The organism is Mycobacterium gordonae (genome assembly GCF_001417955.2).
GTDB lineage: Bacteria > Actinomycetota > Actinomycetes > Mycobacteriales > Mycobacteriaceae > Mycobacterium > Mycobacterium gordonae_B.
Genome location: NZ_LKTM01000322.1, coordinates 20976 through 47415, shown reverse-complemented (window position 1 = coordinate 47415; position 26440 = coordinate 20976). Strand labels below are relative to the sequence as shown.

Here is a 26440-nt window from a genome sequence, read left to right as displayed (position 1 = left end):
ACTGCGACGCCCCCATCCGCCACCGCGACCACATCACCCCCGCCCAACACGGCGGACCCACCACCGCCACCAACGGCCAAGGCCTGTGCGAACGCTGCAACTACGTCAAAGAATCACCCGGCTGGCGCGTCACCGCACACGACGAAAACGGTGTGCACACCACCGAATACATCACCCCCACCGACGCCCGCTACCGATCCGTCGCGCCACCGATCTACCAGCGCTTCGACATCAGTGAGATCGAAGACGCGATCGGCGTCCGACTCGTCTACCACCATGCCGCCTGAACGCTCACACCATGAACGGCGCGAAGCTCCCGTCGAGCACTTCCAGATGCCCGATCGTGCGGCCGGTCACGACGCTGGGGCTCACCCGCGCGAGTTGCAATGCCGCTTGCGCGAATTCCGCGGCGGTGCTCTCGTCGTCGAAACCGTGGGCGTAGTAGGACAGGCCGGGAGTCATGATCGGCTTGGACGGCGCCAGTGCGTTGACCGCGATGTTGTGGTCAGCGAGATCCAGTGCGGCACAACCGGTGAGGTGTTCCAGCGCCGCCTTGGAACCACCGTATCCGGGCAGACCCCCGCCCAGCCGCGATGCGATAGAGGTGATGTTGATGATCGAACCGCCCCCGGCACTGATCATGTCCGGGCTGACCAGCTGCATCAATTCGTACGCGGCGAACACCGCGATCTCGAAATGCCGCCGGTAGGCGGCCAATGGGACGCTCACGAAACCCGGGTACCGGGCCTTGTCCGTTGCGGCTTTCTTGGCCCGCGGCGTGCCACCCGGCCGTCCCGGCGCAGTGAACGCGGCATTGTTGATCAGAATGTTGATGGGGCCCAGAGCATCTCGCGCTTCGTCGACCAGCCGGACGATGTCGTCATGTTCGGTCAGGTCGGCCCGGATCGCCACCGCCCGGCCGCCGGCCGCCTCGATGTCGGCGACGGTCTCGCCGATGGTCCCGGGCAACCGCTCATCCCAGACGGCCTCGGTGCGCCCGACGACGGCCACCGCCTCGCCGTCGGCCGCCAGCGCGAGCGCGATCGCCCGCCCCAGACCGCGACTGGCGCCGGTGACGATGGCGGTCAACGGGTCACCCCGTGCACGATGATGGCCGCGGTCTGCTCCACCCAGGCGTCGTCCAGCTTCTGGTCGGGGTACAGCATCATCCGCAGCATGGTGGCTCCTCCGATCAATTCGATGAGGCGATCTGGGTCGACGTCGGGATGCGCCTCGCCGCGCTCGATCGCCTCGCGCAGCCGTATCCGCACCGCGGCGAACAGCCCGGCGAAGCGAGACATCACCCGCGCGTTCAGCTCGGCATCGGCGGTCATGTCGGCCACCAGACCAGGCAGCGCGGCCCGCACCACCGGGGTGGTGAACACGTCACGGGTGGCCTCGATCATCATCCGGATGTCGGCGGCGAAATCGCCGGCCGGGGCGACCAACGCCGTCGGCGCCACCGGGAAGGCGGCCTCGTGCACCAATTCCGCCTTGCTCGACCACCTGCGGTACAGCGCCGACTTCGTCGTTCCGGCCCGCTCGGCCACCGCGGCCAGACTCAGATTCGAATAGCCGATGTTGACAAGCAGTTCCGCGGTCGCCGCCAGGATGGCAGAGTCAATACGTGGATCCCGCGGCCGCCCGGCGCCGGGGATCTTGTCAAGGGTGGACGGGTCTGCTTTCATAACGCTACCTACCGTATCGTAATTACCCCGCAAAGGAAGTACCCGTGGCCAATGAACCGGCTCTCGAAGATGTGGGCCGCATGCAACGCTCGAGCCGCGATACCGCCACCGTCCCAGCCTTGATGTCTGAATGGTTGGCGACGAAGCTGCCGGTAAAGCCCGAGGTGACCGTGGAAAGCGGCGTGGACTCGACGGGCATGTCGTCCGAGACCCTCATCCTGACCGCACGCTGGGACGGCAACGAACAGAAGCTGGTCGCCCGGGTCGCACCTACCGCGCAAGATGTCCCCGTCTTCCCGACGTACCGACTGGACCACCAGTTCGAGGTGATCCGACAGGTCGGTGAGCTGACCGACGTACCGGTACCGCGGGTGCGCTGGATCGAGAACACCGGGGACGTGCTGGGAGCCCCGTTCTTCCTGATGGACTACGTCGAGGGTGTGGTACCTCCCGACGTCATGCCATATACCTTCGGCGGCAACTGGTTCGCCGACGCACCCGCCGAACAACAGCGTAAGCTCCAAGACGCCTCGGTCAACGTGCTGGCCGCCCTGCATTCGATTCCCAACGCCGAGAACACGTTCGGCTTCCTGACCGCGGATCTCACCGGCGAAACCGCGCTGCGCAAACACTTCGGCTGGGTCAGGTCGTGGTATGACTTCGCGGTCCCCGACATCGGCCGGTCCCCCCTGGTGGAGCGCACCTTCCAATGGCTGCAAGACAATTGGCCGGCCGACGCCGATGCGCGCGAGCCCGTGCTCAACTGGGGCGACGCCCGGGTGGGAAACGTGCTGTACCAGGATTTCCAGCCGGTGGCGGTACTGGACTGGGAGATGGTGACACTCGGCCCACGGGAACTCGACGTAGCGTGGATGATATTCGCGCACAAGGTCTTTCAGGAACTCGCCGGGCTGGCGACACTGCCGGGCCTACCCGGCGTGATGCGCGAGGAGGACGTGCGGGCCACCTATCAGCAACTCACCGGCGTCGAACTCAGCGACCTCAACTGGTTCTACGTTTACTCCGGTGTCATGTGGGCGTGCGTGTTCATGCGCACCGGCGCCCGGCGCGTGCACTTCGGTGAAGTGGAGAAACCAGAAGACGTGGAGACGCTCTTCTATCACGCCGGATTGATGAGACGTCTTATCGGAGAGGAGCAATAATGCCGCAATCACTCGGCCCACTAGACGAGTACCCCGTACACCAGATTCCCCAGCCGATCGCCTGGCCCGGCTCGTCCGACCGCAACTTCTACGACCGCTCCTACTTCAACGCCCACGACCGCACCGGAGACATCTTCGTCATCACGGGTATCGGCTACTACCCCAACCTGGGCGTCAAGGACGCCTTCCTGCTCGTCCGGCGCGGGGAAACCCAGACGGCGGTGCACCTTTCGGATGCCATCGACCAGGACCGGCTGAACCAGCATGTCAACGGCTACCGCATCGAAGTCGTCGAGCCGCTGCGCAAACTGCGCATCGTGCTGGACGAAACCGAAGGTATCGCAGCCGATCTCACCTGGGAGGGGCTGTTCGACGTGGTCCAGGAGCAGCCGCACATCCTGCGATCGGGCAACCGGGTCACGCTCAACGCCCAGCGGTTCGCCCAGCTCGGCAGCTGGAGCGGACAGCTGAGCATCGACGGCGAAGACATCACCGTCGACCCCGCCGTCTGGATCGGCAGCCGTGACCGGTCCTGGGGCATCCGCCCGATCGGCGAGCCGGAGCCGGCCGGCCGGCCCGCTGACCCGCCGTTCGAGGGCATGTGGTGGCTCTACGTGCCGATTGCGTTCGAGGACTTCGCGATCGTGCTGATCATCCAGGAGGAGCCCAACGGGTTCCGCTCGCTCAACGACTGCACCCGGGTGTGGCGCGACGGCCGTGTCGAGCAGCTGGGCTGGCCGCGGGTCAAGATCCACTACCGCTCCGGCACCCGGATCCCGACCGGCGCCACCATCGACGCGACCGCGCCCGACGGCACCCCGGTCCACCTCGACGTGGAATCCAAGCTGCCGGTGCCGATCCATGTCGGCGGCGGCTACGGCGGCGACTCGGACTGGACGCACGGCCTGTGGAAGGGCGAGAAGTTCGCCGAGCGGCTGACCTACGACATGACCGACCCCGGCATCATCGCCCGCTCGGGCTTCGGCGTCATCGACCACGTCGGACGGGCGGTCTGCCGGGACGGAGACGGCGAGCCGGCGGAGGGCTGGGGCCTCTACGAACACGGCGCGCTGGGCCGGCACGACCCGTCCGGGTTCGCCGACTGGCTAACCGTCGCGCCCTAACTCGTCGATGATCTCGGCCAGGGTGGACAGGCCGATGGGCGCAGCCTGATACAGGAACACCGTGTCCGAGACGCCGTCGAGACGGTCGCGGATATGCGCGGCGATCTGTGCCGGCGTGCCGCACGCGGCGATGGTGTGCATCATCTCGTCGGTGATCAGCGAGCCCATCTCTTGCCAACGGCCCTGCTTGGACATCGCGTTGAGCTCGGGCTGCAGGTCCTCCCAGCCGTGCGCCGCCAGGACCGGCCGATACGCCGGGGTCGACCCATAGAACGAGAGCAGCCGCCGGGTGCCCGCCACCGCCTCCGGCGAGTCGCCAGAGACGATGACTTCGGGGATGATCCGGAAATCCTGCGCGCCCCGGCCACTGGCCTCCAGACCCTCGCGCACCGCCGGCATGGTGCTGCCGTGCAGGAAACGCTTCGAACCGAACGGCATCACCAGCAGGCCGTCGGCGTGCTCGGCAGTGGCCCGGGTCAACCGCGGCCCCAGCGCTCCCACGTAGATCGGCGGCGGGCCGTACGGGTTCGGGCCGGGATTGAACGTCGGCGTCATCAACGTGTGCCGGTAGAAATCACCGCGAAAATCCAAGCGCCCGCCGGAATTCCAGGCCTCGAAGATCGCGCGCAGCGCCGCGATCAGCTCCGTCATCCGTTGCACCGGGCGGTCGAACTGCGCGCCGAACCGCTTCTCGATCTGCGGACGGATCTGCGTGCCCAGCCCCAGATGAAAGCGGCCCTCGCTGAGCAGCTGGTGGTCGTTGGCCTGGTGCGCCAGGTGAATCGGGTTGCGCGGAAACGCAATCGCGACATTGGTCATCAGGTCCAGCCCACCCACCGTGGCGGCCAGCGTCAACGGCGCGAACACGTCGTGCGGGCCTTCGAAGGTGGCCACGCCGCTCGCCCCGGCCTCGCGCAGCTCCCGCGCCCGCTCGGCCGCGTCGCCCAGCCCGTATAAAGCGGTGAACACCCTCATCGCACGCCTACCAGGAGATCCGGCACGCAAGTCACCCTACGGAACCGGCGGCCGATGCTGTTCACTGGAGCACGTGCCGAACCCACCCTGGAATGTCGACATCGTCGTGGTGGGCGCCGGCCTCGCCGGACTCGCCGCAGCTCGGGAACTGACGCAACAGGGCCATGACGTGCTGGTGCTGGAAGGCCGCGACCGGGTCGGCGGCCGCTCGTTCAGCGGCAGCGTCGCCGGCCTGCCGATCGACCGGGGCGGCTCCTTCGTCGGCCCCACCCAGGACGCGGTGCTCAAGCTGATCAGCGAGCTCGGGCTGCCCACCGTTCCGACCTACCACGACGGCAAGAACGTGATCCACTGGCGCGGCGCCGCCCGCGCCTACAGCGGCACCATTCCCCGGCTCTCGCTGGTCGGACTGCTCGACATCGGCCGGTTGCAGTGGCAGTTCGAGCGCATCTCGCGCACCGTGCCGATTGCGGCGCCCTGGCATGCCAAGCGGGCCCGCCAGCTCGACGGCGTCTCGCTCGGACAGTGGCTGGGCATGGTGCGCGCCACCGCATCGTCGCGGGATCTGATGGCGATCATGACCCGGGTGACCTGGGGTTGCGAACCCGACGACGTGTCGATGCTGCACGCCGCCCGGTACGTGCGTGCGGCCGGCGGACTGAACCGCCTGCTCGACACCGAGAACGGTGCCCAGCAGGACCTGATACCGGGGGGCACTCAGCAGATCGCCGATCGGGCGGCGGCCGAACTCGGCGACCGCGTCGTGCTGGACGCCCCCGTCCGGCGTATCGACCGGCACGGGTCTGGCGTGACGGTCACCTGTGACCAGGGCCAGGCCGAGGCCGGGTTCGTCATCGTCGCCATTCCGCCCGCCCACCGCGCCGCCATCGAGTTCAGTCCCCCGCTGCCGCCCGAGTACACCGAACTCGCCCGGAACTGGCCGCAGGGCAGGCTCACCAAGGCCTACGCGGCCTACGAGACACCGTTCTGGCGGGCCAAGGGCTTCTCCGGCCAGGCCCTGCTGGACAACGGACCGGTGTTCATCACCTTCGACGTCAGCCCACAGGCGGACGGTCCCGGCGTCCTGCTGGGCTTCGTCGACCCCCGCGCCTTCGACTCGCTGCCGGCCGACCAGCGACGCCGGGACGCGCTGCGCTGCTTCGCCTCGCTGTACGGCGAGGAAGCGCTCAACCCGCTCGACTACACCGATTTTCGTTGGGGCACAGAAGAATTCGCACCGGGCGGACCGACCGCGGCAGTGCCCCCGGGGTCATGGACCAAGTACGGCAGGTTGCTTCGCCAGCCGGTCGGCCCGATTCACTGGGCGGGCACCGAGACCGCCGACGAATGGACCGGATATTTCGACGGTGCGGTCAGGTCCGGCCAGCGGGCCGCCGCCGAGGTCGCCGCTCTGCTATGAGCTGATCAGCGTGACGCGGGCCTGGCGCTCGATGGCCGCTTCGGCCATCCCACGCAACTGCCGGTTCACCGCGTCTGGCTGTTCCAGCATGGAGCAGTGCCCGCCGGGCAGCTCGACCAGGTCGACGACGTTGGGGGCGGTGCGCGCAAGCTTGCGAGCCTGGCCGATCGGCGTCAACCGGTCGTGTTCGCTGCCGATGACCAGCGTCGGCACGGTCAGGCCTTCGAGGTTGAGGTGTCGCGAGCCGATCTCTTCGATGAGCATGCGCGCGCAACCGCCGCGGCCCATCGGTGAGGTCTGCGCGAAGAGTTCGTAGACGAGCTCGACGACCGCCGGGTCGGCGCCGGCGCCGACCGCCATCATCGACACCAGGTACCGGCTGGGAATCCGGACCGCTCCGGGCAGCGGCAGACCGCCGACCGCGCTGATCAGCGTCCGCCCGGCCACCACCCGCGCCGGCGAGAACCCGCGCGGCACGGACAACAGCTTGATCTTGTCCAGCAGGTCGCCGCTGGCCGTGTTGATCAGCGCGACGGCGTCGGCGCGGCGCCGGACCTTGTGGCGATAGCGCTCCGACCACGCCTGGATCGTCATGCCGCCCATCGAGTGCCCGGCGATCAGCGCACGCTCGTGCGGGGCCAGCGTCGCGTCCAGCACGCAGTCCAGGTCGGAGGCAAGGTGCTTGAGGCTGTATCCGCCGCGGCGGGGCACGGCGCTGCGGCCGTGGCCGCGGTGGTCGAAGGCGATCACCCGGTAGTCGCCGGCCAGGTCGGCGATCTGGTGCGACCACGCCCGGATGGCGCAGACGAAACCGTGCGTCAGGACGATGGGGTAACCCTCTGGCGGGCCGAACACCTCGGCGTGCAAAACGGTGCCGTCAGCTGCGCGAACCTTGACGGTACGGCTCTCGGGCAACTCGGCCGGCAACTGCCGGACCGATCTTTCACGGGTAGTCATCCGAGCACTCATCACCGCTCCCGCCTTGGTCACGGCTCCGTTGCCGCCATCCAGTTGCCCGCGACTTTACCTGACCGTAATGTGCGGTCCGTCACAAACCAGAACACGATCAGATAACGGCGAAACCGTGCCGGAGTTATCCCGCCGAGGGTTTTTAGCGGCCACGACCCTGCTGGCCGGTGGGTGCGCGTCACCCACCCGGCCGGCCCAGCGGTCGACGGCGCCGAACTCCACCGCGCCCCCGGACACCAGATCTGTCCTGGTCATCGGCGCCGGAATGGCCGGTCTGGGGGCCGCGCGCAGCCTCGCCGACGCGGGCTGGCCGGTGCGGGTGCTCGAAGCCCGGGACCGGATCGGCGGGCGGGTGCACACCACCCGCGATTGGGGGGTGCCGCTCGAGATGGGCGCGTCCTGGATCCACGGGACCACCAACAACCCGTTGACGGAGTTGGCGCAGCGGGTGCACGCCGACGTCGCACCCACGGACTACGACGACTCGACCAAGTTGGTGATCGATCCGCGGCTGCAGCCGATGACGTTCAACCCGAAGACCTGGAGCCGGTTGGTGTCCGACGCCCGCGACGAGGCGACCGGCGGTTCGCTGGGCGCGGCCGTTGCCGCCCAGGCCGGCGATCTCACCGACCGCGAGCGCGCCGAACTGGACTTCTACGTCACCACCGAGATCGAGGACGAGTACGCCGCCGATGCGGGCCAGCTGTCGGCCACCACCTTCGACTTGGGCAAGTTCACCGACGGGCCGCAGTCGGTGATCACCAGCGGCTACGACGCCATCCCGCGGCTGTTGGCCGACGGACTTCCGATCACACTGAACACCACCGTCAATTCAATTTCACACCAACAGAATTCAGTAAAGGTCCGGGCGGGCGACCATACCTTCGAGGGGCCCGCGGCCATCGTCACCGTGCCGCTCGGCGTGCTGAAGGCCGCGAGCATCACCTTCGATCCGCCGCTGCCCGAAGGACATACGCACGCGGTGAACGCGCTGGGCTTCGGCGTGCTGGCCAAGAGCTACTTCCGTTTTCAGAAAAGAGCCTGGGACACCGAAAACGCCTTCTACGAATATCTGAGTTCCGGCGACGGCTCCGGGAAAGGGATGTGGGCCCAGTGGTTCACCCTGCCCGCCGCCGCCGGGCCGATCGTCCTGGCGTTCAACCCCGGGTCCCGCGGTCGCACCGTAGAGTCCACTCCCCCAACAGATTTGGTGGCCAGTGCCCAGCCCGTAGCCCAGCAGCTGTTCGGCAGCGACGTCGTCGAGGTACGGTCGTCGAGCTGGACCACCGACCCCTTGGCGTTGGGATCGTATTCCTTCCACGCACCAGGTTCGGGTCTCGACGACCGGCGCCGGCTGCAGGAACCGATCGGCGACCGCCTCTACCTGGCCGGTGAGGCAGTGGGAGCCGACAATCCCGCGACGGTCCACGGCGCCCTGCTCAGCGGACGACACGCCGCCGCGGAACTGATGCAACGCCTGCCGAAACCGTGAATAGAACTGCGGCTCAATAGTTTTCCAGCGCTTCTACGCCCCGCCAACTCGGCCAGGTGGTCTCCCAGATCCGGTGAATCAGCCCGTCGCGGTAGGTGGCGATCAGGATCACCTCGATCCGAGTCGGCTCCTCACCGGGGCGTGACGTGGTGATCCAGCACCGTCCGGCGATCCGGTCGCCCGCCTCCACCCAGGCCTGCTCGTCGTATTCGACGGCGTAGGCGATAGGCGTGGCATAGAGCTTGCGGTGACTGTCGCGAAAATCGGCGAAGCCTTGCGTCAGTCCATCGGAGGACATCACGAAGTCGGGGTGGTAGTAGTGCTCGATCAGGTCGCCGTTCTTGGCGACCACCATCCGCTCGAACATCTCACGCAGCAGGGCAACCGACATCCGGGCATCTCACCACGCGTCGGGACGCATCGGCATCCGGGGTTTCGGCTTGACCCGGTTGATGGCGGCCCACAGTGCCCGCTCGCGGGCATTGTCGGCGACGAACAGCATCTCGTCGCCGCCCTCGAGCACCTCGTCGTCGCGGGGAACGATCACGTCCCCGCCGCGCACCACGGTGACCAGTGCGGTGTTCTTGGGGAGGCCCAACTCGCCCACCTGCCTGCCCACCACCGGGTTGTCGTCGGGCAGCGTCAGTTTCGTCAGCGCGGTGCGGCCTTCCTGCAGCCCCATCAGACGGACCAGGTGCCCCACGTCGATGGCGCCCTCGATCCCCGCAACCATCGCACCCGGCGTCGAGACCGACACGTCGATTCCCCACGCCTGGCCGAACAGCCACTCGTTGCGGACGTCGTTGATCCGGGCCACCACGCGGGGCACGCCGAACTCGGACTTGGCCAGCAGCCCGACCACCAAATTGGCCTTGTCGTCTCCGGTCGCCGCGATCACCACGTCGCACGTCTGCGCGCCGGCTTCCTGAAGCGCCGACATCTCGCAGGCATCCGCGTTCAGCCAATCCGCGTCGGGCACCTTGTACGGCTCGAAGTTGCGCCGCTGCCGCTCGATCAGCAGGACCTTGTGCCCGGCGTCAAGCAATTCCTGCGCGACCGAGCGGCCGACATTGCCGGCGCCGGCAATCCCGATACGCAACTTCCGCTTGGTCACACGACCATCTTTGCGTATGCCATGACACCCGGCACTTCCCGCTGTGCAACGCGCGGCCGTCAGCTGCGGGCTGATTTACTGGCAGCACGCCGATGCCGGCGGCCTCGTCCGCACCACATCGCCTCGTCTGACTGGAACCACATGACCCTGGAACAGCTGTACCTGACCGTGTCGGTCGGCGGCCTCGTGCTGCTGGCCAGCATCGTCGGTACCCGCGTGGCTACCGTCGTGGGCTTCCCGAGTCTGTTGTTGTTCCTGCTCGTCGGCGTCGTCATCGGCGAGGACGGGCTGGGCCTGCAGTTCGACGACGTGATCCTGTCCCGCAACGTGGGCATCGCGGCACTGGCCGTCATTCTGGTGGAAGGCGGTCTGACCACCAGGTTCAGCGACATCCGCAAGGTCCTGGCGCCGGCGGCCGCGCTGGGCACGGTAGGCGTCGTCATCAGCACGGTGGTCACCGCCGTGGGCGCGCACCTGCTGCTGCACTTCGACTGGCAACTCGCTCTGCTGCTCGGTGCCATCGTGTCCTCGACCGACGCCGCGGCGGTGTTCTCGGTGCTGCGGGTGCTGCCGTTGCCGCGCCGGCTGGCCGGGCTGCTGGAGGCCGAGTCCGGGTTCAACGACGCACCCGGGGTGATCCTGGTCCTGATGTTCAGCGTGGTGCCCTTCGTGCTCAAACCGGAGGGCGCCGTCACCGACCTGCTGTACGAGCTGCTCGGCGGGTCCGTGATCGGGCTGCTGGTCGGCTACCTCGGCTCGTTCGGGCTGCGGCGCATCGCGTTGCCGGCCTCCGGCCTGTACCCGATCGCCACGTTCGGCCTGGGCCTGGTGGCATTCGCCGCCGCCGGTGACGCCCACGCCAGTGGCTTCATCGCCGCCTATCTGGCCGCGGTGGTCCTGGCGAACTCGGGGCTGCCACACCGCTCGGCGACCCGATCCTTCGCCGAAGGCGTCGGGTGGCTGGCCCAGATCGGCCTGTTCGTCCTGCTCGGGCTGCTGGTCAACCCGAGCGATCTGGCGGCTGACCTGATCCCGGCGATCGTGATCGGGCTGGTGCTGCTGCTGGTCGCGCGGCCGCTGTCGGTGGTGGGAACGCTGATCTGGTTCCGAACGCCCTGGCGCGATCAGGCTTTCCTGTCCTGGGCAGGCCTGCGCGGCGCGGTCCCGATCGTGCTGGCGACCTTCCCGATCGTGGAAGGCGTGCCGGGCAGCTCCCGGCTGCTCAACATCGTGTTCGTGCTGGTCGTGGTGTTCACCCTGATCCAGGGCCCCAGCCTGCGGCCCATCGCCCGCGTCCTGGGCCTGATTTCGCGCGAGGCGACCCGCGAGATTCAGGTGGAAGCCGCGCCGCTGGACATGCTCGACGCCGAACTGCTGACCATGCGGGTGCAGCGGCCGTCGCGGCTGCACAACGTCACCATCCTGGAACTGCGGCTACCCGACCCGGCCGTCATCACCCTGATCATCCGCGACGGCCACACCTTCGTCCCGGAGCCCGATACCCGCATCGAGAGTGGCGACGAGCTACTGATCATCACCACCAGCAAGACCCGCGCCGCGGCCGAGGCCAGACTGCGCGCCGTCAGCCGGCGCGGCAAGCTTGCGCACTGGTTCGACGAGTACGGCGAGCTCGACTAGCCGTCAGAACCGCGGCGATCGCAAGCGCGGCGCAGCCGGGCGCAGCGGGTCGCCGCCGTCAGAACCGCGGTTCGCCCAGGGTGAAGGTCGCCTCTTCGACGAAGGCGCCCAGGTGCAGTCCGGGACGCAACCACGTCGGCAACGGGCCCGACGACGACACGCCGACGGTCACCAGGGCCGGCCGGACCCGGCCGTTGAACGTCAGCAGCGAGTCACCGATGCGACCGTCCGCGAACTGCTGGCGCGCGCTGCCCCTGACCTTCAGCGGTAGCGCCGGACCCTTGATCCGCGGCGTCGCGCTGACCGTCCAGGACGGCTCATCGGTGCTGCTGCCGGTGATGAGGTTGCCGTCGGCCAACTCCCCGTCGAAGCGGGCCAGGGTCTTGGGCATCGCCCAGTTGGTGCGGCCGCCGACCAGGCTGGTCTCGGAGTCGACCGACATGAAGGCCACATTGCCCCAGGGGCGCAGGCCGCTCCGCGAGCCGACGATGCCGAGCACCTCGTCGTAGGCGCCGACCGGGGTGTCGGTGTAGCGGACGAACGCACCGAGGGTGACCAGCGCCGGACTGCCCGCCAGCGCCGGCGGCAGGACCGAGGCGGCGGCGCGACCGCCGCGGCCCAGCCACAGCAGGGCCGAGCAGCGGCACTCCCACGGCGCGGGCGCTTGGTTGCGCGGCAGCGTCGCGACCAGCGCCTGACTGAGCGCGCTTTCCGGCACGCCGCGCAGTCCGGTCAGCTCGATCCGAGTGTCGTTGTCCCCCATGCCTACTCCTGATTCTCGAGGCGCGCCTGATAGGCGGCCCGCTGCTCGCGGTCGAGCTCCGCGGTGACCTTGTTACCGCCCGACAACCGAAATGCCGCATCCACCAGGGGCGCCGGCAGCGTGACCGTTCCGCGGGAAACCAGACCCACCAACTTGGGCACGAACACCGTGCGGGAAGCCCCCTTGGCCAGTTCGGCCACCACGGCGGTGGCGACATCCTCGGGGTTGACCACCAGGAATCGCTCCAGCAGTCCGGGCGCCGACATCCCGGCGATCAACTCGGTCCGGACGAAGCCCGGGCAGATGGCCGACACCTTGACGCCGCTGCCCCGCCACTCCTGGCGCAGCGCCTCGCTGAACCCGACGACAGCGTACTTGGACGCGCAGTAGGTGGCCGCGTTCGGGGAGGCCAGGGTGCCCATCACCGAGGCGATGTTGACGATGTGGCCCGACCCGCGCTCGGCGAAGCGGGCACCGGCCAGCCGGGTGCCAGTCAGCACGCCCAGCACGTCGATCTCGATGGTGCGCCGGGTGACTTTGGGGTTCTCCTGCAGGAACGGCCCGATCGGCATGATGCCCGCGTTGTTGACCAGGACGTCGAGGCCGCCGAGATCCGCGGCGGACTGGTCCAGGAAGGCCTCGAAACTCGCCGGGTCGGTCACGTCGAGGCGATAGCCCTCGGCCCCGATGTCGGTGGCGGTCTGCCTGACGGCGGCTTCCTGCACGTCGCCGAGGGCGACCGTGGCACCCGCCGCGATCAGCGCCTCACCGATCGCCCGGCCGATGCCCTGGGCCCCTCCGGTGATGGCCACCCGTCGGCCCCGCAGCTTCGCCATGCGGCCCAGAATCTCATACCGCGGGCGCCTGGTTGCGCTCAACTCCCGGACTGCAGCACTTCGTGGACGAGATCGACTGCGTACGAAGCGCTTTGGGCAGCGCCCTCCATCGTGGTGGGCCAGTCGTTGTGCGTCCAGTCACCGGCCAGCACCAGGTTGGGCAACGACGTGCGGTTGCCGGGGCGGATGGTCGACATGCCGACCCGGGACGAGAACGTGGCCTTCGGCCAGGGCACCACGGTGACATCGAGGACCCGGGCCTCGCGCGCGGCCGGGTAGCTGGCGCGCAGTGCGCCGACCAGGCGGTCGGCCACCTCCGGGTTCTTCAACGTCATCAGGTCGTAGGCGGCGCAGGTGGTCAGCGCGTAGAGATGGTTGCCGTCGCTGCGCGGCCCGTGCATCCGGTCGCGGTCGAAGACCCAGCCGATGTCGCTGTCCAGCAACGATTCCCACGGCGCCACGGTGCCCAGCGGTCGATCCAGCAACACGTAGGCGTTCATGATCGGGATCGGCTCGAGTTGCTTGGCCGCCAACCGGACATCCTCGGACCCGGGCACCTCGTCCAGCAGCGACCGCAGATTCCAGGACGGCACGGCCAGCACCACCGCGTCGGCGTCGATCACCGAACCGTCGGCCAGCCGCACCCCTGACGCGCGACCGTCGTCCACCGCGACCGCTACCGCCCGGGTCCGCAACCGCACCTGGACCCCGCGTTCGGCCATCACGCGGCGAGCGCCGTTGAGGTACAGGGTTTCCAGGTCGACGGTGGGATAGCCGATGCGCATGGCCGTCCCGCCGCCGCGCCGCACCCGGTCGGCGCCGGTCCGCAACAGAGCGGCGAAAGCATGCGCCGACGCGTACTCGGGTAGCTCGTTCAGCAGGCCGATCACCATGGAATTGAGCATGATTCGGCGGACCGCGGCGGGAAACCCGAGGCGGTCGAACCACTCGTCCACGGTGATGTCGTCCAGCGCATCGTCGAAGCGCACCACGTCACGCATCAACCGGGCCCACGCCGGCGCGGCCCACAGCAGATCCACCATTCCCAGGCCCCGTACCTGACCGAGGAGCATCCGGCGGGCATGACGCGCCCGCAGACCGAACGTCTCGGCGTGCCCGCCGGGATACCGCACGCCGAACTCGTCGGGAAACTTCAGAAGATGGCGCGTGCCAACCGAATCCAGGTAGCGGAAGATGCAGTCGTAGGAGCCGGCGAGCACGTGTTGCCCGTTTTCGATCGCATCGCCGTGCCCGGACGTCAGGCCGATGGTGCGTCCGCCCAGCTTGCCGTTGCCTTCCACCAGCGTGACGGCGTAGCCGAGCTCGGCCAGCCACACCGTGGCGGCCAGGCCCGCCAACCCACCGCCCACCACGACCACACGCTGCTTCACAGTTCCCCCTCACTGGCCAGGCCCAGCGCCCGCATGGTGCCGGCCAGATGCGCCCGCACCGCGGCTCGCGCGGCGTCACCGTCCCCGTCGCGAAGCGCCCGGGCGATGCCTTCGTGTTGCTCGATGATGGTGGCCAGGCGCTGAGGATTGCGCGCCGATTCGCCGATCATCCGCATCTGCCGGTCCCGCAGGGTGGAGTAGAAGCCGGCCAGGATGTCGTTGCCGGCGGCCTCCAGCGTGGCGTTGTGAAAGGCACGGTCGGATTCCAGGAATTCGTGCAGTCCGGAGGCGGCCGCGGCCTCGCGCTGGCGCTGCACCTGGGCCGAAAGCCGTTCGTAGACAGCCGCACACGCCTCGGGACCGCGCTCGATCACCGCCCGAACCGCGAACTCTTCCAGCACCAGCCGGGCCTGCAGGACCGCGCGGACCTCACCCGGCGAGACCGGCACCACCAGCGCTCCGCGTTTCGGATAGAGCCGCAGCAGGCCGGCGGCCTCCAGTTGCAGGAACGCCTCGCGGACCGGGGTTCGCGACATCCCCAGGGCGGAAGCCACCTCCCCCTCGCTGATCAGTTCCCCGCCGGGAAACTCCCCGGTCAGCACCTTGGCCTTGACGTAGTCGAGCGCACGATCCTTGGCCGCACCCGGACCGCTGGTGACTTCCAACGTCATGGCCCTCCTCTGCGCCTGCGTGGTACCGGAAACTTTAACGGCTTGCAGCATAGATACAAGATAGATACGATATAGACATGACTTCCACCCTCGGAACTCCCACCCTGGAAACGACGTGGGCCCGCGACGCCCGCTATTTCGAATACACCCAGGCCGCCGACCCGATCGGGTCCGGCCACACACCCCGGGTGCCGATCGCGCAGTTCGGCCCGGAGATCTACCTGGACCGGCCGACCGGTGTCGTGCCCTTGGACCTGTCCGCCGACCTCGGTATCAGCACGGGCGCGGCGACCAGTCCGGCACTGCTGGCGAACTTCGTGCGGATCCGCGCGGGCGAGCGGATCGGCACCTGCCCCAACGCCACTTCCCAGATGTACTACGTGCTGTCCGGCCGCGGCGCCATCGTGGTTGACGGCCGCCAGGTGCGTTGGGAGCAGGGCGATTTCCTGACCTTGCCGGCCGGCGCCCAGGCGACGTTCCACGCCGACGGCGACGCGGCGATGTACTGGGTACACGACGAGCCGCTGCTTCGTCACCTCGGCGTCCGGGCGTCCGAACCCCGCTTCCGCCTGACCAAGTTCCGCGGGGCGGATGTGATCGCCGAACTCGAGCACATCGCCTCGCAGCCGGGAGCCAACGAGAAGAACCGGGTCAGCGTGCTGCTGGCCAACGCCGAGCAGGAGCAGACGCTCACGCTGACGCACGTGTTGTGGGCGATGTTCGGCGTGCTGCCGCCCGGTCGGGAGCAGCGCCCGCACCGCCACCAGTCGGTCGCCCTGGACCTGATCCTGGATGCCCAGCCCGGGTGCTACACGCTGCTGGGCACCGAACTCGACGACCGTGGCCGGATCGCCGATCCGATCCGGGTGGACTGGCAGGCCGGCGGCGCGTTCACCACGCCGCCCGGCATGTGGCACGCGCACTACAACGAGTCCGGCGCGCCGGCGCATCTGATTCCCGTGCAGGACGCGGGTCTGCAGACCTACCTGCGCAGCCTCGACATGCAGTTCAGCCGTCGGCCTTCCGCGCCCGGCGCAGGTGCAGGATCACTTTGACGATCAGGAAAGCAATGGCCACCGCCATCATCAGGGAAGACAACGCATACGCGCCGTAGACGTGTCCGCGGTTGTACCGATCGTTGACGAGCAGCGTAAGGGTCTGAGTGCTGCCCGGGAGATTGGACGACACCATGATGACGCCGCCGAACTCACCGAGCGTGCGCGCCACGGTCAGCACCACACCGTAGGTCAGACCCCAGCGGATCGAGGGCAAGGTGATCCGCCAGAAGGTCTGCCACCAACTCGATCCCAGCGTCGCCGCCGCCTGCTCCTGCTCGGTGCCCACCTCGCTGAGCACCAGTTGCACCTCGCGCACCACGAACGGCAGGGTGACGAAGATGCTGGCCAGCACGATGCCCGGAACTCCGAAGATGATCTTCACGCCGGTGTCCCGCTCGATGAACCCCAGCGCGCCGGCCGACCCCCACGCCGAGATCAGCGCCACGCCGACAATGATCGGCGACACCGCGAACGGCAGGTCGATGATGGACTGCAGCACACCCTTGCCGCGGAATCGGTTGCGGGCCAACAGCAGTGCCGTGGGGACTCCGAACAACACGTTCAGCGGCACCACGATCGCCAACACCAGCAGCGAGAGGTGCAGCGCGGAGATCGCGGCCGGCGTGGTGATCCAGATGTAGAACTGGTGGAAGCCCGGCCGGAACGTCCGCCACAGGATCAGTGACACGGGCACGATCAGCATCACGACGATGTAGCCGGACGCGACGTAGCGGATCAGGTAGCGCGCCCAGCTGGAGGACGTCACCGCTTCCGCCCCCCGATAATCCGCAGAATGAACAGCACACTGAACGAAACCGAGAGCAGCACAATCGATATCGCGGCAGCGGCCGGACGGTCGTCGTTCTCGATCAGTGAGCGGATCCACTGCGATGACACTTCGGTGCTGCCCGGCACCGCGCCACCGATCGTCACCACCGAACCGAACTCTCCGATGCATCGTGAAAACGCAAGTCCCGCACCGGAAAGCACAGCCGGCAGCAGCGACGGCAGCACGATGGACGTGAAGACCTTGCGGCCGCCGGCACCCAGCGACGCGGCGGCCTCTTCGACTTCCCGGTCGATCTCCCGCAACACCGGCTGGACGGCGCGCACCACGAACGGCAGGGTCACGAACGCCAGCGCCATCGCCACTCCCGGCGGAGTGTGCTGCAGATGCAGGCCGATCGGGCTGCTCGGGCCGTACAGTGCCAGCATCACCAGGCTGGTGACGATCGTCGGCAGGGCGAACGGCAGGTCGATGACGGCGTCCAGCAAGCCCTTCCACGCGAAGTCGTCACGCACCAGCATCCAGGCCACCAGCACACCGAAGATCACGTCCAGGACGGTGACCACCACGGAGATGATCAGCGTCACCTTGAACGACTCCAGCGCGGCATGCGAGGTGACGGCCAGCCAGAAGTGCTGCCCGCCGCCGCCGACCGCCTGCCATGCGATCGCGGCGAGCGGCAGCAGCACGATGACCGACAGCCACAGCGTGACCACTCCGACCCGCAGCGCCGTGCCGCCCGGCGGTTCGGGGACACCGACCTTGGGTGCCGGCTGCGATTCCTGTTCCGGGGTGACTACCGCGGCCGTCATCCGGTCGCCTCCAGGTACACCTTGGTGATGGCGCCGGTCTTGCGGTCGAACAACTGCGGGTCGACGCTGCCCCAGCCACCGAGGTCGGTGACGGTCCAGAGTTTCACCGGCGTCGGGAACTGGTCGCGGAATTCGGCAGCGACGGCCGGATCCACCGGACGGAACCCCGCCTGCGCCCAGAGACGCTGTGCCACAGCGGTGTATTGGAAGTTCTTGAACGCGACGGCGGCGTCGAGGTTCGGACTGGTCGACACCACCGCAACCGGATTCTCGATCTTGAAGGTCTGCGGCGGGTTGATGTGTTCCACCGGATGCCCCTGTCGTTCAGCCGCAATGGCTTCGTTCTCGTAGCTGATCAACACATCGCCGCTGCCTTCGATGAACACGTCGGTAGCGATCCGGCCCGACCCCGGGCGCAGCTTGACGTGGTCGCGCACCAGGTTCGCGATGAAGTCGACGCCGGCCTGTCGGTTGCGGCCACCACCGCTCTTGACGGCGTAGGGGGCCAACAGGTTCCACTTCGCCGAGCCGGAACTGAGCGGGCTCGGCGTGATGATCTCCACACCGGGCTGCAGCAGATCGTCCCAATCCCGGATGTGTTTGGGATTGCCCTTGCGAACGACCAGCGTCACCACCGACCCGAACGGGATGCCCTTGGACGCCTCGGTGTCCCAGTCCGCCGCGACCTTGCCGGCCTTGACCAGTCGGGTGATATCGGGTTGCACCGAGAAGTTCACGATGTCGGCGGGCTTACCCGCCACGACGCCGCGCGACTGGTCACCGGAGGCTCCGTAGGAGGTGACCACCTGGACGCCGCGCCCCTCCTCGGAGCCGTTGAACGCGGCGATCACTTTGGTCCAGCCCGGTTCTGGCACCGAGTAGGCGACCAGGGTGATGTTGGTGTCCACATCTCGCAGTCCCCCGCCGTCCACCGCGTCGCTGGCTCCGCCGTGGCACGCCGCGACCACGACAGCCGTCAGCGTCAGGCCGATGACCTGACGCCAGCGGGTCGCGCTGCGAATCATGGGTGGCCTTCCAGTGCGGGACAAGGAAATAGAAATCGACATGTGGGTCCCGATGCTGCGGAAAGGCGTTCGTAACGGGAATAGGTCTCACCGACGCATCGCCACCCCGCACCCGGGTTCGGGGGGTCAGCGACAACAGCACGCGACGGCGCAACGCTGCGAAACGCAGGTCGTCGGTTGCATGGGGCGAAACCTAACAGAGCGTTGCCGGCCCGGGCATCTCGAAGTTACCGAGATGCCGCGGGGCGGTGAACACGCGGTGCCCCGGCCCGGTCGCAGCGGGGGGTTCCCAGTCCTGGCAGGCGGTGAACCACCTTGCCGGTAAAAACACTGGTCGACGCGATCTGCTGCGTCACGATGGCGCCGCAGAATCACATCCTTCACACACGAAAGCCAAATGCATTCTTCGGCTTCATGTTTGCGCCGGTAAAAGTCACGCTGAAAATAATCCGCGCGAAAGCCACCGGCCAGCAGCAGAATTCAATTGCGCTCGCCGTCGGAGGCTGCGGCCTCGACGGTGGCGATCTTGCTGAACCCACTGACGGTGAGCACACGGACGAGAAGAGGATGGACGATCACATGTAATTGATCGACCGCGTCGGCCTGATCGAACAGCGCGTTGATGCCCGCACTGTCCACGTACTTGACGGCACTGAGATCGATCGTGATCGGGTCGCGGGTGCCGGCGTTGGCGTCGGAAAGGGCCCGCTTGAACACCTCGATGTTGCTCAGGTCGATCTCGCCGACCGCGGTCAAGCGGTGCGCCCCGTCGGAGCCGCGGTCGGTGTTCAAGGTGAGCGGTGTTGCCATTACGTGATCCTTGCATGCATGGAAACGGTCGTGCCGGCTTCGCTGGATTCGATGCTGCAGTCCTCCATCAGGACTCGCATCAGGGAAATGCCACGCCCGCGGCTGAATTCGGCAGTATGGGCCGGCGTCTTCCAGGCTCCGGTATCGCTGATGGTCACCTGCAACCGGTCGACGATCGCGGTCGCACGCAGCGAGACGGTGCCGACCCGCTGGTCGCGGTGACCGTGCTCAATCGCGTTGGCGACGGCTTCACCCGTCGCGATGAGCACGTCCTGAATCTGACCCGGCTCGACTCCCGCACGGGTCAGCCAGCCGCGCAACGCATTTCGGCTATCGGCCAGGTTGCTCGCATCGGCGACGAATTCCAGTGAGAACGGCGCGGGCTGGCGGTAGAGCAACATCGCCACGTCGTCGGGGTACCCGCCGCCGGGCTCCAACTGGGACATGAGCCGATCGGCCACTTCTTCGAGCGCTTGCGATCGCCCACTTTGCACCAGGTCGGCCGCCCGCGTCATGCCGTCGTCGAGAGAGTGCCCGCGCCGCTCCACCAGGCCGTCGGTGTAGAGCAACAGTGTGGCACGCGGCGGCATCGTGATGCGGCTTTCGAGTCGCTGCCAGCTCGGACGCAGCGCCAGGGGAAGCCCGTGTTCCTCGCCCAGCAGCGCCGTGCTGCCGTCCGCGTAGACCATGATCGGCGGCGGGTGTCCGGCGCTGGAGTACACCAGTTCGCCCGTCTGCTGAGTCAGCACCGCACAGAATGCCGTCGTGCAGCGGGCGCCGGGCAGTCGCGCGGCGAAGCGGTCCAGGGCCGTGAGCACCGCTCCGGGGCTGGGGTGCTCGAGCAGCAGCGCGCGGCAGGCGCTGCGCAACTGACCCATGACGGTGGCCGCCGCCAGACCGTGACCGACACAGTCGCCGACGATCAACGCCACGCGGTCGTCGTCGAGATCGACCACGTCGTACCAGTCCCCGCCCACCTGCAGTGGATGGCTGGCGGGCAGATACCGCACCGCGAAACCCTCGGGCAGCGACGCCGGCCCCAACATCGCGTGCTGCAGCGCCACCGCGGTTTCCCGTTGCTCGTCCAGCTGGTAGACGCGCTGCAGCCCCTGACCGAGTCGGCCGGCCAGCACCGCGAGCAGCGTCTGGTCTTCCCGGGTGAACCGGCGGTGCTCGGACAATTCAACCCAGATGACCAGCAGGCCGCGGGGATGCTGCGACGCGATACCGGCCGCGCCGGCGTCGACGGTGACGGTGCTCAGCAGATCCGTCTCGCGCAGCGACGCGATCTGCTGCCGCAGTTGCGGCGAGAGGTCGGCCCACTGCGCGGGCTCTCCGGCGCAGACCACGTGCGGCGCGCTTTCGGTGGCGCCGGCGAACGTGACCGCCAAAACGCGCCGGGCCTGCCACACCCGGCGCAGCACCTCGGCGGCGCCCTGCAGCGCGTCGGTGAGGGTATCGGCTTGCACGAGTTGCTGATTGAGCTCGGCCAGCGCGCTCTGGCTCTGCACGGCATAGTGCTCGGCCGTGATGTCGCGGAAGGTCCCGACCATGACCCGGCGCCCGGAATCGGGGTCGTGGGCGTGGTTGAAGTTGACCGCGATCCACAACCGGTGGCCGTCGCGGTGGGTGACCGGAATGCTCAAACTGCCCTCAGATTCGCCGAGCGACTTGGCGAACTCGTCCTCGACCAGCTGACGGGCCACGATGTCGACTTCGGGGTCCGGCCACCAGGCGTGGGGCGCTTCGTACGGCAGTCCTTCGGGGCCGTAGCCGAGGATATCGGCGAAAGCCGCGTTGACCTCGATGACGGCGCCCTGTTCGTCGATGACGAAAAAGGCTTCCTGCAGCGAGTCCACCAGCGCCGTGCGCCACCGGACGTGATAGTTGCGTATCCGCGCCAACTCCACGTTGGCGCGCACCCGCGCCAGCAGTTCCGCGGCGGCGAACGGCTTGACCAGATAGTCGTCGGCGCCGGCCAACAAGCCTTCGATGGACGCTTCCTGGCCGGCCCGCGCCGACAGCAGCAGCACGGGCAGTGCCGCCGTGCGCTGATCGGCCCGCAGCGCGGCCAGCAATTGCAGACCATCCAGCTTCGGCATCATCACGTCGCTGATCACCAGATCGGGCAGCTGGGCGCGGATGGCCTCCAGCGCCTGCTCGCCGTCACCCACGCCACTCACCTGATAACCGGACGCACCCAGCAGATTCGTCAGATAAGCGCGCATGTCGACGTTGTCGTCGGCCACCAGTACCCGCGGGCCGCCGCCCCCGACCGTGGCCGGCTGGGCCCCCAGAATTGTTGCCGCCGGGCCGGATTCGTCCGGCAGCCAACGCAGCGCCTCCTGGACGTACGGCTCGGCGACCGCACTGGCAGCCATGCGGGTGTCGCGGGGTTCGGCCAGTTCGTCGGGGGGCAGGTGGGCGGTGCCGAACGGCAACCGGATGGTGAAGGTGGTCCCCTCGCCCTCCCGGCTGTCGGCGGCGATGGTGCCTCCATGCAACCCGACCAGTTCCCGCACCAGGGCCAACCCGATGCCGCTGCCCTCGGTGGATCGCGCGCGAGTGGTCTCGATGCGGTGAAAACGCTCGAACAGCCGCGGCATTTCGGCCGCCGACACACCAACCCCGGTGTCGGCGAAGGTGACCAGCACCTGCCGGTCGTCGCGGGCGACCCGCACGGTGATCTCGCCGTCGAAGGTGAACTTCAGCGCGTTGGAGAGCAGGTTGAGTACCACCTTCTCCCACATCCCGCGGTCCACGTACACCGGTTCGTCCAGCGGCGGGCAGTCCACCGTGAGCGTCAGGCCGACCTGGTCCACCGCCGAGCGGAACACGCTGGCCAGTTCGGCCGTCACCGTCGCCAGGTCCACCGGCTCGAACCGGGCCTGCATCCGCCCTGCCTCGATGCGCGAGAAGTCGAGCAACGTGTTGACCAACTTGGCGAGCCGTAATCCGTTGCGGTGCACCAACTCCAGTTCCTGCCGGGCGGTCTCGTCCAGACCGTCGGCCCGGGCCCGCAATTCGTCGACGGGTCCCTGGATCAGGGTCAGCGGGGTGCGGAACTCGTGGCTGATGTTGGAGAAGAAGGTGGTCTTCGCGCGGTCCAGTTCGGCGAGTTCCTCGGCGCGCTGCTGCTGAGCCTGGTAGCTGCGCGCGCTGCTCACCCCGGTCGCCAGGTAACCGGCCACCAGTTCGACGAATCCGCGATAGCCGTCGTCGAGTTCGCGGTACCGGTTGAGGCCCGCCACCAGGAATCCGACCGGCGGCCCACCCTGCTGCTGCAGCGGTACCGTCAACGCCTGTTTCGGTGGCTCGGGCCATGCGCCGGTGGGCAGATCCATTGCGAGGCCGTCGAGTTCGATCACCTCGCAGTCGCCCTGCGCCGCCTTGTCGGTCGGCCACAGCGAGTCACCGCCGGCCGGCAGTGTTTCCGGGGCCGCGGGATGCCCAAGGGCGATGCCACTGACTCCGGCCAGCTGTGCCTCCCCCTGTTCGTCGAACAGGTAGGTGAGGGTGAACGGGAGATCGTAGGGGTTCTTGTTGAGCTGGTCGGCGGCGAAATCGAGCATCTGCCGCTCGGTGCGGATGACACTGGGGTCCGAACCCAGATCGCGCAGGGTCGCCATGCGCCGCTCTGTGATGACCCTTTCGGTGTCCTCGCTGACCACACAGAGCAGACCGACGACGCTCGCGTCGTCATCGCGCAGCGGGCTGTAGGAGAACGTGTGGTAGGACTCCTCCGGATAGCCGGACCGGCCCAGGATGAGCATCAGCGCCTCGTCCCAGGTCGCCTCGCCCTCGCGAAGGACGCGCTCCACCCGCGGGGTGATATCCGGCCAGATTTCGGCCCAGACCTCGCTCGCGGGCCGGCCCAGTGCCCAGGGGTATTTGCGGCCCAGGGTGTCCCGGCGGTAGGCCGCGTTGCAGAAGAAGGTGAGTTCCGGCCCCCAGCCCATCCACATGGAGAACTGGGACGACAGCAGGATGTCGACGGCGGTGCGCAGGCTCTGCGGCCAGTCCTCAACTGGCCCAAGCGGAGTGGACGCCCAGTCCACGGCAGCCAGATCGCGGCCTATCTCCTGGTCTGCGCGAAAGACCACTGCCCCGCCTCTCCTTTCATCGGAACCGGACACTCAGTATGACCTCACCTGGCTGCCAGCGGTGTGGCGATGTCCTCCAGGGATTTGCCTTCGGCGTCGACTGCGAAGAACCAGGCCACGAGGCCGCCGGCGATCATCACCGCCGCGCCCAGCAGGTAACCCAGGAACAGCAGCAGCGGCCTGGAGCCGTCGCCGATGAGTGCGCCGTAGATGACCGGCCCGAGCGCACCGAAACACTGCGCGATGGCGAAGAACACCGCGATGGCCTTGGCGCGCACCTCGAGCGGGAAGATCTCGCTGACGGTGAGGTAGGCCGCGCTCGCCCCGGCCGAGGCGATGTAGAAGATGACGCACCAGGCGATGGTCTGAGTGATGGCGTTCAGCACACCGGCCTGGAACAGGGCCGCGCTGAGCGCCAGCAGCAGCCCCGACGCCAGATAGGTCCCGGCGATCATCTTGCGCCGGCCGATCGTGTCGAAGAAGTGCCCGATGGTCAGCGGTCCGAGCAGATTACCCACCGCGAATGCGATGAGGTAGAGCGGTGTCGAGGCCGAGGGCACGCCGTAGAACTTGCCCAGCACCAGGGTGTAGGTGAAGAAGATCGCGTTGTACAGGAACGACTGGCTGATCATCAGCACGGCACCCAGTACGGCCCGACTCGGGTAGTCGCGGAACAGCACACGCGTCAACGCGAGGTAACCGATCTCCTGCGCGGGCCGCAACTCGATCGCGGTGGATTCGTCGACCGGCGGCAGGGAGGCACCGGTGGCCCGCACCTCCTCCTCGATGTGGGAGATGGTGCGCTCGGCGTCCTCGGTGCGGCCGTTCATCACCTGCCAGCGCGGGCTCTCCGGCAGGTTGCGCCGAACCAGCAGAATCACCAGCGCCAGGACCGGCCCGATCAGGAAGGCCAACCGCCAGCCCAGGCTCAGCTCGATGGCCCGCAGGAACACGAACGTGCCCAGCGTGCCCAACACCGCCCCGGCCCAGTAGGTCCCGTTGACCGCGATGTCGACGCGGCCCCGGAAGCGGGCCGGGATCAGTTCGTCGATCGCCGAGTTGATGGCCGCGTACTCCCCGCCGATGCCCATCCCGGCAATGAATCGCGTCAGGTAGAGGAAGGCGATCCAGGCCGCGCTGTTGCCCAGCGTCGCCGCGGTGAGTGCACTGCCGAGCAGGTACACGCCCAGGGTGATCATGAACAGGTTGCGCCGCCCGAGCTTGTCGGACAGGCGGCCGAAGAACAGCGCCCCGGCGACCTCGCCGGCCAGGTAGACGGTGGCGACGAACCCGACGGCGGCCGAAGACAGATGCAGTGTCTGCGGTTCGGTCAGCGTCTCGGCCACCGCACTGGCCACCGTGATCTCGAGGCCGTCCAGGATCCACGCCACGCCGAGCGCCACCACCATGCGGGTGTGGAACGGCGACCAGGGCAATCGGTCGATACGGGCGGGAATCAGGCTGCGGATCGGACCCGACTGCTCCTCACTATTCGGCACACGTCCTCGTTCCCTTCAGGGAGCGGCGGGAAACATTCATCCCGCGAGCTGCTCGGCGGTCGGCGGAGCGACGAATACGCGTTCCCCGGTGATCAGGTCGGACTCATCGAAGCCGAAGACGGCCCACAGCCGGACCTCGAACGGCTCGGTTGCCGTGGTCGGAGTGCCGCGCAGCCAGAACTCGATCTGGACCTGCCCGTCATCGAGGTGGGTGAGCTCGATCAGTTCGTTGGTCTGGTCGGGTACCAGCGCGCGCCCGTCGATCCAGTACCGCATGACCTCGTCGGCGCCGTCGAACACCGTGCCGTCCGGCAACTCGTAGCGGGGGTGGCTGAAGGTCGCCATCGTGCGATCCCACTCTTGCACGTTCTCGCTCTGCATGTGCTCGATGACGCGAGCCTTGCGGGCTTCCTGATGTGCGCTCCGGCCGGCATCGGCCATGAGCCCTCCTTTCATGAATTACTCAGTCCGACAACCAGATTGATAGTGACAGCCAGAATAACCGCACCGAACAGGTAGGACAGCAGCGCCTGGCCGAGCGCGATGCGGCGCAGCTGGCCGGTCTGCAGTGTGGTGTCGGAAACCTGATAGGTCATCCCGATGGTGAATCCGAGGTAGAAGAAATCCAGAAATCGGGGGTTCTCGGTGCCACCGAAGTCGATGCCGCCGGCCGAGTTCGAGTAGTAGACGTCGGCGTAGCGGATGCTGAACACGGTGTGGACGACGCACCACGCGACGGCGATGCACACGACCCCGGTTCCCGCGGCGATATTCTTCTCCACTCCCGCCCTGGAGCCTGCGGTGAGCAGATGCCCCACCCCGGCCAGACTCGCCACGCTCGCCGAGAGGATCACCACGTCGATCACCCAGCCGGTCGGCGGATCCTCGGGCACCACGTGTTCGCGCGTGCTCTCGGCGTCCATGGGCAGCACGACGACCCACGTCCACACCAGATACACCAATGCCGCGGCGATCCATCCCACGCTCGGCGCGTACGCCCATCCCGACGTGGTCACGAACAGCAACACCGCCGCGGCGCCGACGAGTCCCGCGACGATCAGCCGGATGACGACATGCCTGCGCCAGCCCTCACCGCCCATCG

Annotated in this window: 25 protein-coding genes; 7 read left to right on the top strand and 18 right to left on the bottom strand. The window is 67.9% G+C overall.

What is annotated here, in order from left to right:
- Positions 1 to 287, top strand: a 287-nt coding sequence (locus AO501_RS22325) for an HNH endonuclease (protein ID WP_197419923.1), incomplete at its 5' end; no start/stop codon positions are given.
- A gap of 4 nt (positions 288 to 291) precedes the next feature.
- Here AO501_RS22325 and AO501_RS22320 read toward each other — a convergent pair.
- Together AO501_RS22320 and AO501_RS22315 are read right to left on the bottom strand one after the other, a co-directional pair.
- Entirely contained in the window at positions 292 to 1089 is a 798-nt protein-coding gene (locus AO501_RS22320; protein WP_055579794.1) for an SDR family NAD(P)-dependent oxidoreductase, read from the bottom strand.
- Entirely contained in the window at positions 1086 to 1688 is a 603-nt protein-coding gene (locus AO501_RS22315; RefSeq protein ID WP_055579793.1) for a TetR/AcrR family transcriptional regulator, read from the bottom strand. The genes AO501_RS22320 and AO501_RS22315 overlap by 4 nt, the downstream gene beginning before the upstream one ends.
- 44 nt (positions 1689 to 1732) lie before the next feature.
- Between AO501_RS22315 and AO501_RS22310 the strand changes: the two genes are divergently transcribed.
- Both AO501_RS22310 and AO501_RS22305 read left to right on the top strand, forming a co-directional pair.
- Positions 1733 to 2851 (top strand): phosphotransferase family protein, encoded by a 1119-nt coding sequence (locus tag AO501_RS22310; RefSeq protein WP_055579792.1) that lies wholly within the window; start codon positions 1733 to 1735, stop codon positions 2849 to 2851.
- Positions 2851 to 3975, top strand: a complete 1125-nt coding sequence (locus tag AO501_RS22305) for a hypothetical protein (RefSeq protein ID WP_055579791.1) — start codon at positions 2851 to 2853, stop codon at positions 3973 to 3975. Before AO501_RS22310 ends, AO501_RS22305 begins: the two co-directional genes overlap by 1 nt.
- On the opposite strand, the gene AO501_RS22300 is transcribed toward AO501_RS22305, so the two are convergent.
- On the bottom strand, positions 3958 to 4950 hold the full coding sequence (locus AO501_RS22300) for a TIGR03617 family F420-dependent LLM class oxidoreductase (RefSeq protein ID WP_055579790.1): 993 nt from the start codon (positions 4948 to 4950) through the stop codon (positions 3958 to 3960). The genes AO501_RS22305 and AO501_RS22300 overlap by 18 nt on opposite strands.
- 73 nt (positions 4951 to 5023) lie before the next feature.
- Between AO501_RS22300 and AO501_RS22295 the strand changes: the two genes are divergently transcribed.
- Positions 5024 to 6370, top strand: coding sequence for a flavin monoamine oxidase family protein (locus AO501_RS22295; protein ID WP_055579789.1), 1347 nt, complete (start codon positions 5024 to 5026; stop codon positions 6368 to 6370).
- Here AO501_RS22295 and AO501_RS22290 read toward each other — a convergent pair.
- Positions 6365 to 7339, bottom strand: a complete 975-nt coding sequence (locus tag AO501_RS22290) for an alpha/beta fold hydrolase (protein ID WP_055579799.1) — start codon at positions 7337 to 7339, stop codon at positions 6365 to 6367. The genes AO501_RS22295 and AO501_RS22290 overlap by 6 nt on opposite strands.
- Positions 7340 to 7454: 115 nt before the next feature.
- Here AO501_RS22290 and AO501_RS22285 point away from each other — a divergent pair, with 115 nt between their 5' ends.
- Entirely contained in the window at positions 7455 to 8831 is a 1377-nt protein-coding gene (locus tag AO501_RS22285; protein WP_231752575.1) for a flavin monoamine oxidase family protein, read from the top strand.
- A 13-nt stretch (positions 8832 to 8844) separates the two neighbouring features.
- Here the strand turns inward: AO501_RS22285 and AO501_RS22280 are convergent, their stop codons facing one another.
- Together AO501_RS22280 and AO501_RS22275 are read right to left on the bottom strand one after the other, a co-directional pair.
- The gene (locus AO501_RS22280) at positions 8845 to 9222 is read right to left on the bottom strand and encodes a nuclear transport factor 2 family protein (protein WP_055579788.1); all 378 of its coding nucleotides are present in this window, start codon (positions 9220 to 9222) and stop codon (positions 8845 to 8847) included.
- A gap of 9 nt (positions 9223 to 9231) precedes the next feature.
- Complete coding sequence (locus AO501_RS22275; protein WP_055579797.1) at positions 9232 to 9930, bottom strand: potassium channel family protein; 699 nt, start codon at positions 9928 to 9930, stop codon at positions 9232 to 9234.
- A gap of 156 nt (positions 9931 to 10086) precedes the next feature.
- Between AO501_RS22275 and AO501_RS22270 the strand changes: the two genes are divergently transcribed.
- Complete coding sequence (locus tag AO501_RS22270; protein ID WP_055579787.1) at positions 10087 to 11583, top strand: potassium/proton antiporter; 1497 nt, start codon at positions 10087 to 10089, stop codon at positions 11581 to 11583.
- A 58-nt stretch (positions 11584 to 11641) separates the two neighbouring features.
- On the opposite strand, the gene AO501_RS22265 is transcribed toward AO501_RS22270, so the two are convergent.
- The 4 genes from AO501_RS22265 to AO501_RS22250 are packed head-to-tail and all read right to left on the bottom strand — an operon-like array spanning position 11642 to position 15244.
- The gene (locus AO501_RS22265) at positions 11642 to 12346 is read right to left on the bottom strand and encodes an acetoacetate decarboxylase family protein (protein ID WP_055579786.1); all 705 of its coding nucleotides are present in this window, start codon (positions 12344 to 12346) and stop codon (positions 11642 to 11644) included.
- A gap of 2 nt (positions 12347 to 12348) precedes the next feature.
- The gene (locus tag AO501_RS22260; RefSeq protein WP_055579785.1) at positions 12349 to 13182 is read right to left on the bottom strand and encodes an SDR family oxidoreductase; all 834 of its coding nucleotides are present in this window, start codon (positions 13180 to 13182) and stop codon (positions 12349 to 12351) included.
- Between the two features lie 38 nt (positions 13183 to 13220).
- Entirely contained in the window at positions 13221 to 14573 is a 1353-nt protein-coding gene (gene hpnE / locus AO501_RS22255; RefSeq protein ID WP_055579784.1) for a hydroxysqualene dehydroxylase HpnE, read from the bottom strand.
- Positions 14570 to 15244 carry a GntR family transcriptional regulator gene (locus AO501_RS22250; RefSeq protein ID WP_055579783.1) on the bottom strand — a complete coding sequence of 225 codons (675 nt, stop codon included), beginning with the start codon at positions 15242 to 15244 and terminating at the stop codon, positions 14570 to 14572. Before AO501_RS22250 ends, hpnE begins: the two co-directional genes overlap by 4 nt.
- Positions 15245 to 15321: 77 nt before the next feature.
- Between AO501_RS22250 and AO501_RS22245 the strand changes: the two genes are divergently transcribed.
- Entirely contained in the window at positions 15322 to 16299 is a 978-nt protein-coding gene (locus tag AO501_RS22245) for a cupin domain-containing protein (protein ID WP_055579782.1), read from the top strand.
- Here the strand turns inward: AO501_RS22245 and cysW are convergent.
- From cysW to AO501_RS22205, 8 genes are all read right to left on the bottom strand, one after another.
- Entirely contained in the window at positions 16253 to 17068 is an 816-nt protein-coding gene (gene cysW / locus AO501_RS22240) for a sulfate ABC transporter permease subunit CysW (protein WP_055579781.1), read from the bottom strand. The two genes, AO501_RS22245 and cysW, sit on opposite strands and share 47 nt — an antisense overlap.
- On the bottom strand, positions 17065 to 17901 hold the full coding sequence (locus tag AO501_RS22235) for an ABC transporter permease (RefSeq protein ID WP_055579780.1): 837 nt from the start codon (positions 17899 to 17901) through the stop codon (positions 17065 to 17067). The genes cysW and AO501_RS22235 overlap by 4 nt, the downstream gene beginning before the upstream one ends.
- Positions 17898 to 18926, bottom strand: coding sequence for a sulfate ABC transporter substrate-binding protein (locus tag AO501_RS22230; protein WP_055579779.1), 1029 nt, complete (start codon positions 18924 to 18926; stop codon positions 17898 to 17900). The genes AO501_RS22235 and AO501_RS22230 overlap by 4 nt, the downstream gene beginning before the upstream one ends.
- A 480-nt stretch (positions 18927 to 19406) precedes the next feature.
- Positions 19407 to 19736 (bottom strand): STAS domain-containing protein, encoded by a 330-nt coding sequence (locus AO501_RS22225; protein WP_055579778.1) that lies wholly within the window; start codon positions 19734 to 19736, stop codon positions 19407 to 19409.
- Positions 19736 to 23839, bottom strand: coding sequence for a SpoIIE family protein phosphatase (locus AO501_RS22220; RefSeq protein WP_231752574.1), 4104 nt, complete (start codon positions 23837 to 23839; stop codon positions 19736 to 19738). Before AO501_RS22220 ends, AO501_RS22225 begins: the two co-directional genes overlap by 1 nt.
- 44 nt (positions 23840 to 23883) lie before the next feature.
- The gene (locus AO501_RS22215; RefSeq protein WP_055579776.1) at positions 23884 to 25338 is read right to left on the bottom strand and encodes an MFS transporter; all 1455 of its coding nucleotides are present in this window, start codon (positions 25336 to 25338) and stop codon (positions 23884 to 23886) included.
- 36 nt (positions 25339 to 25374) lie between these two features.
- On the bottom strand, positions 25375 to 25779 hold the full coding sequence (locus AO501_RS22210) for a hypothetical protein (protein ID WP_055579775.1): 405 nt from the start codon (positions 25777 to 25779) through the stop codon (positions 25375 to 25377).
- A gap of 11 nt (positions 25780 to 25790) precedes the next feature.
- Complete coding sequence (locus AO501_RS22205) at positions 25791 to 26438, bottom strand: DUF1345 domain-containing protein (protein ID WP_055579774.1); 648 nt, start codon at positions 26436 to 26438, stop codon at positions 25791 to 25793.
- Between the last annotated feature and the right edge of the window lie 2 nt (positions 26439 to 26440).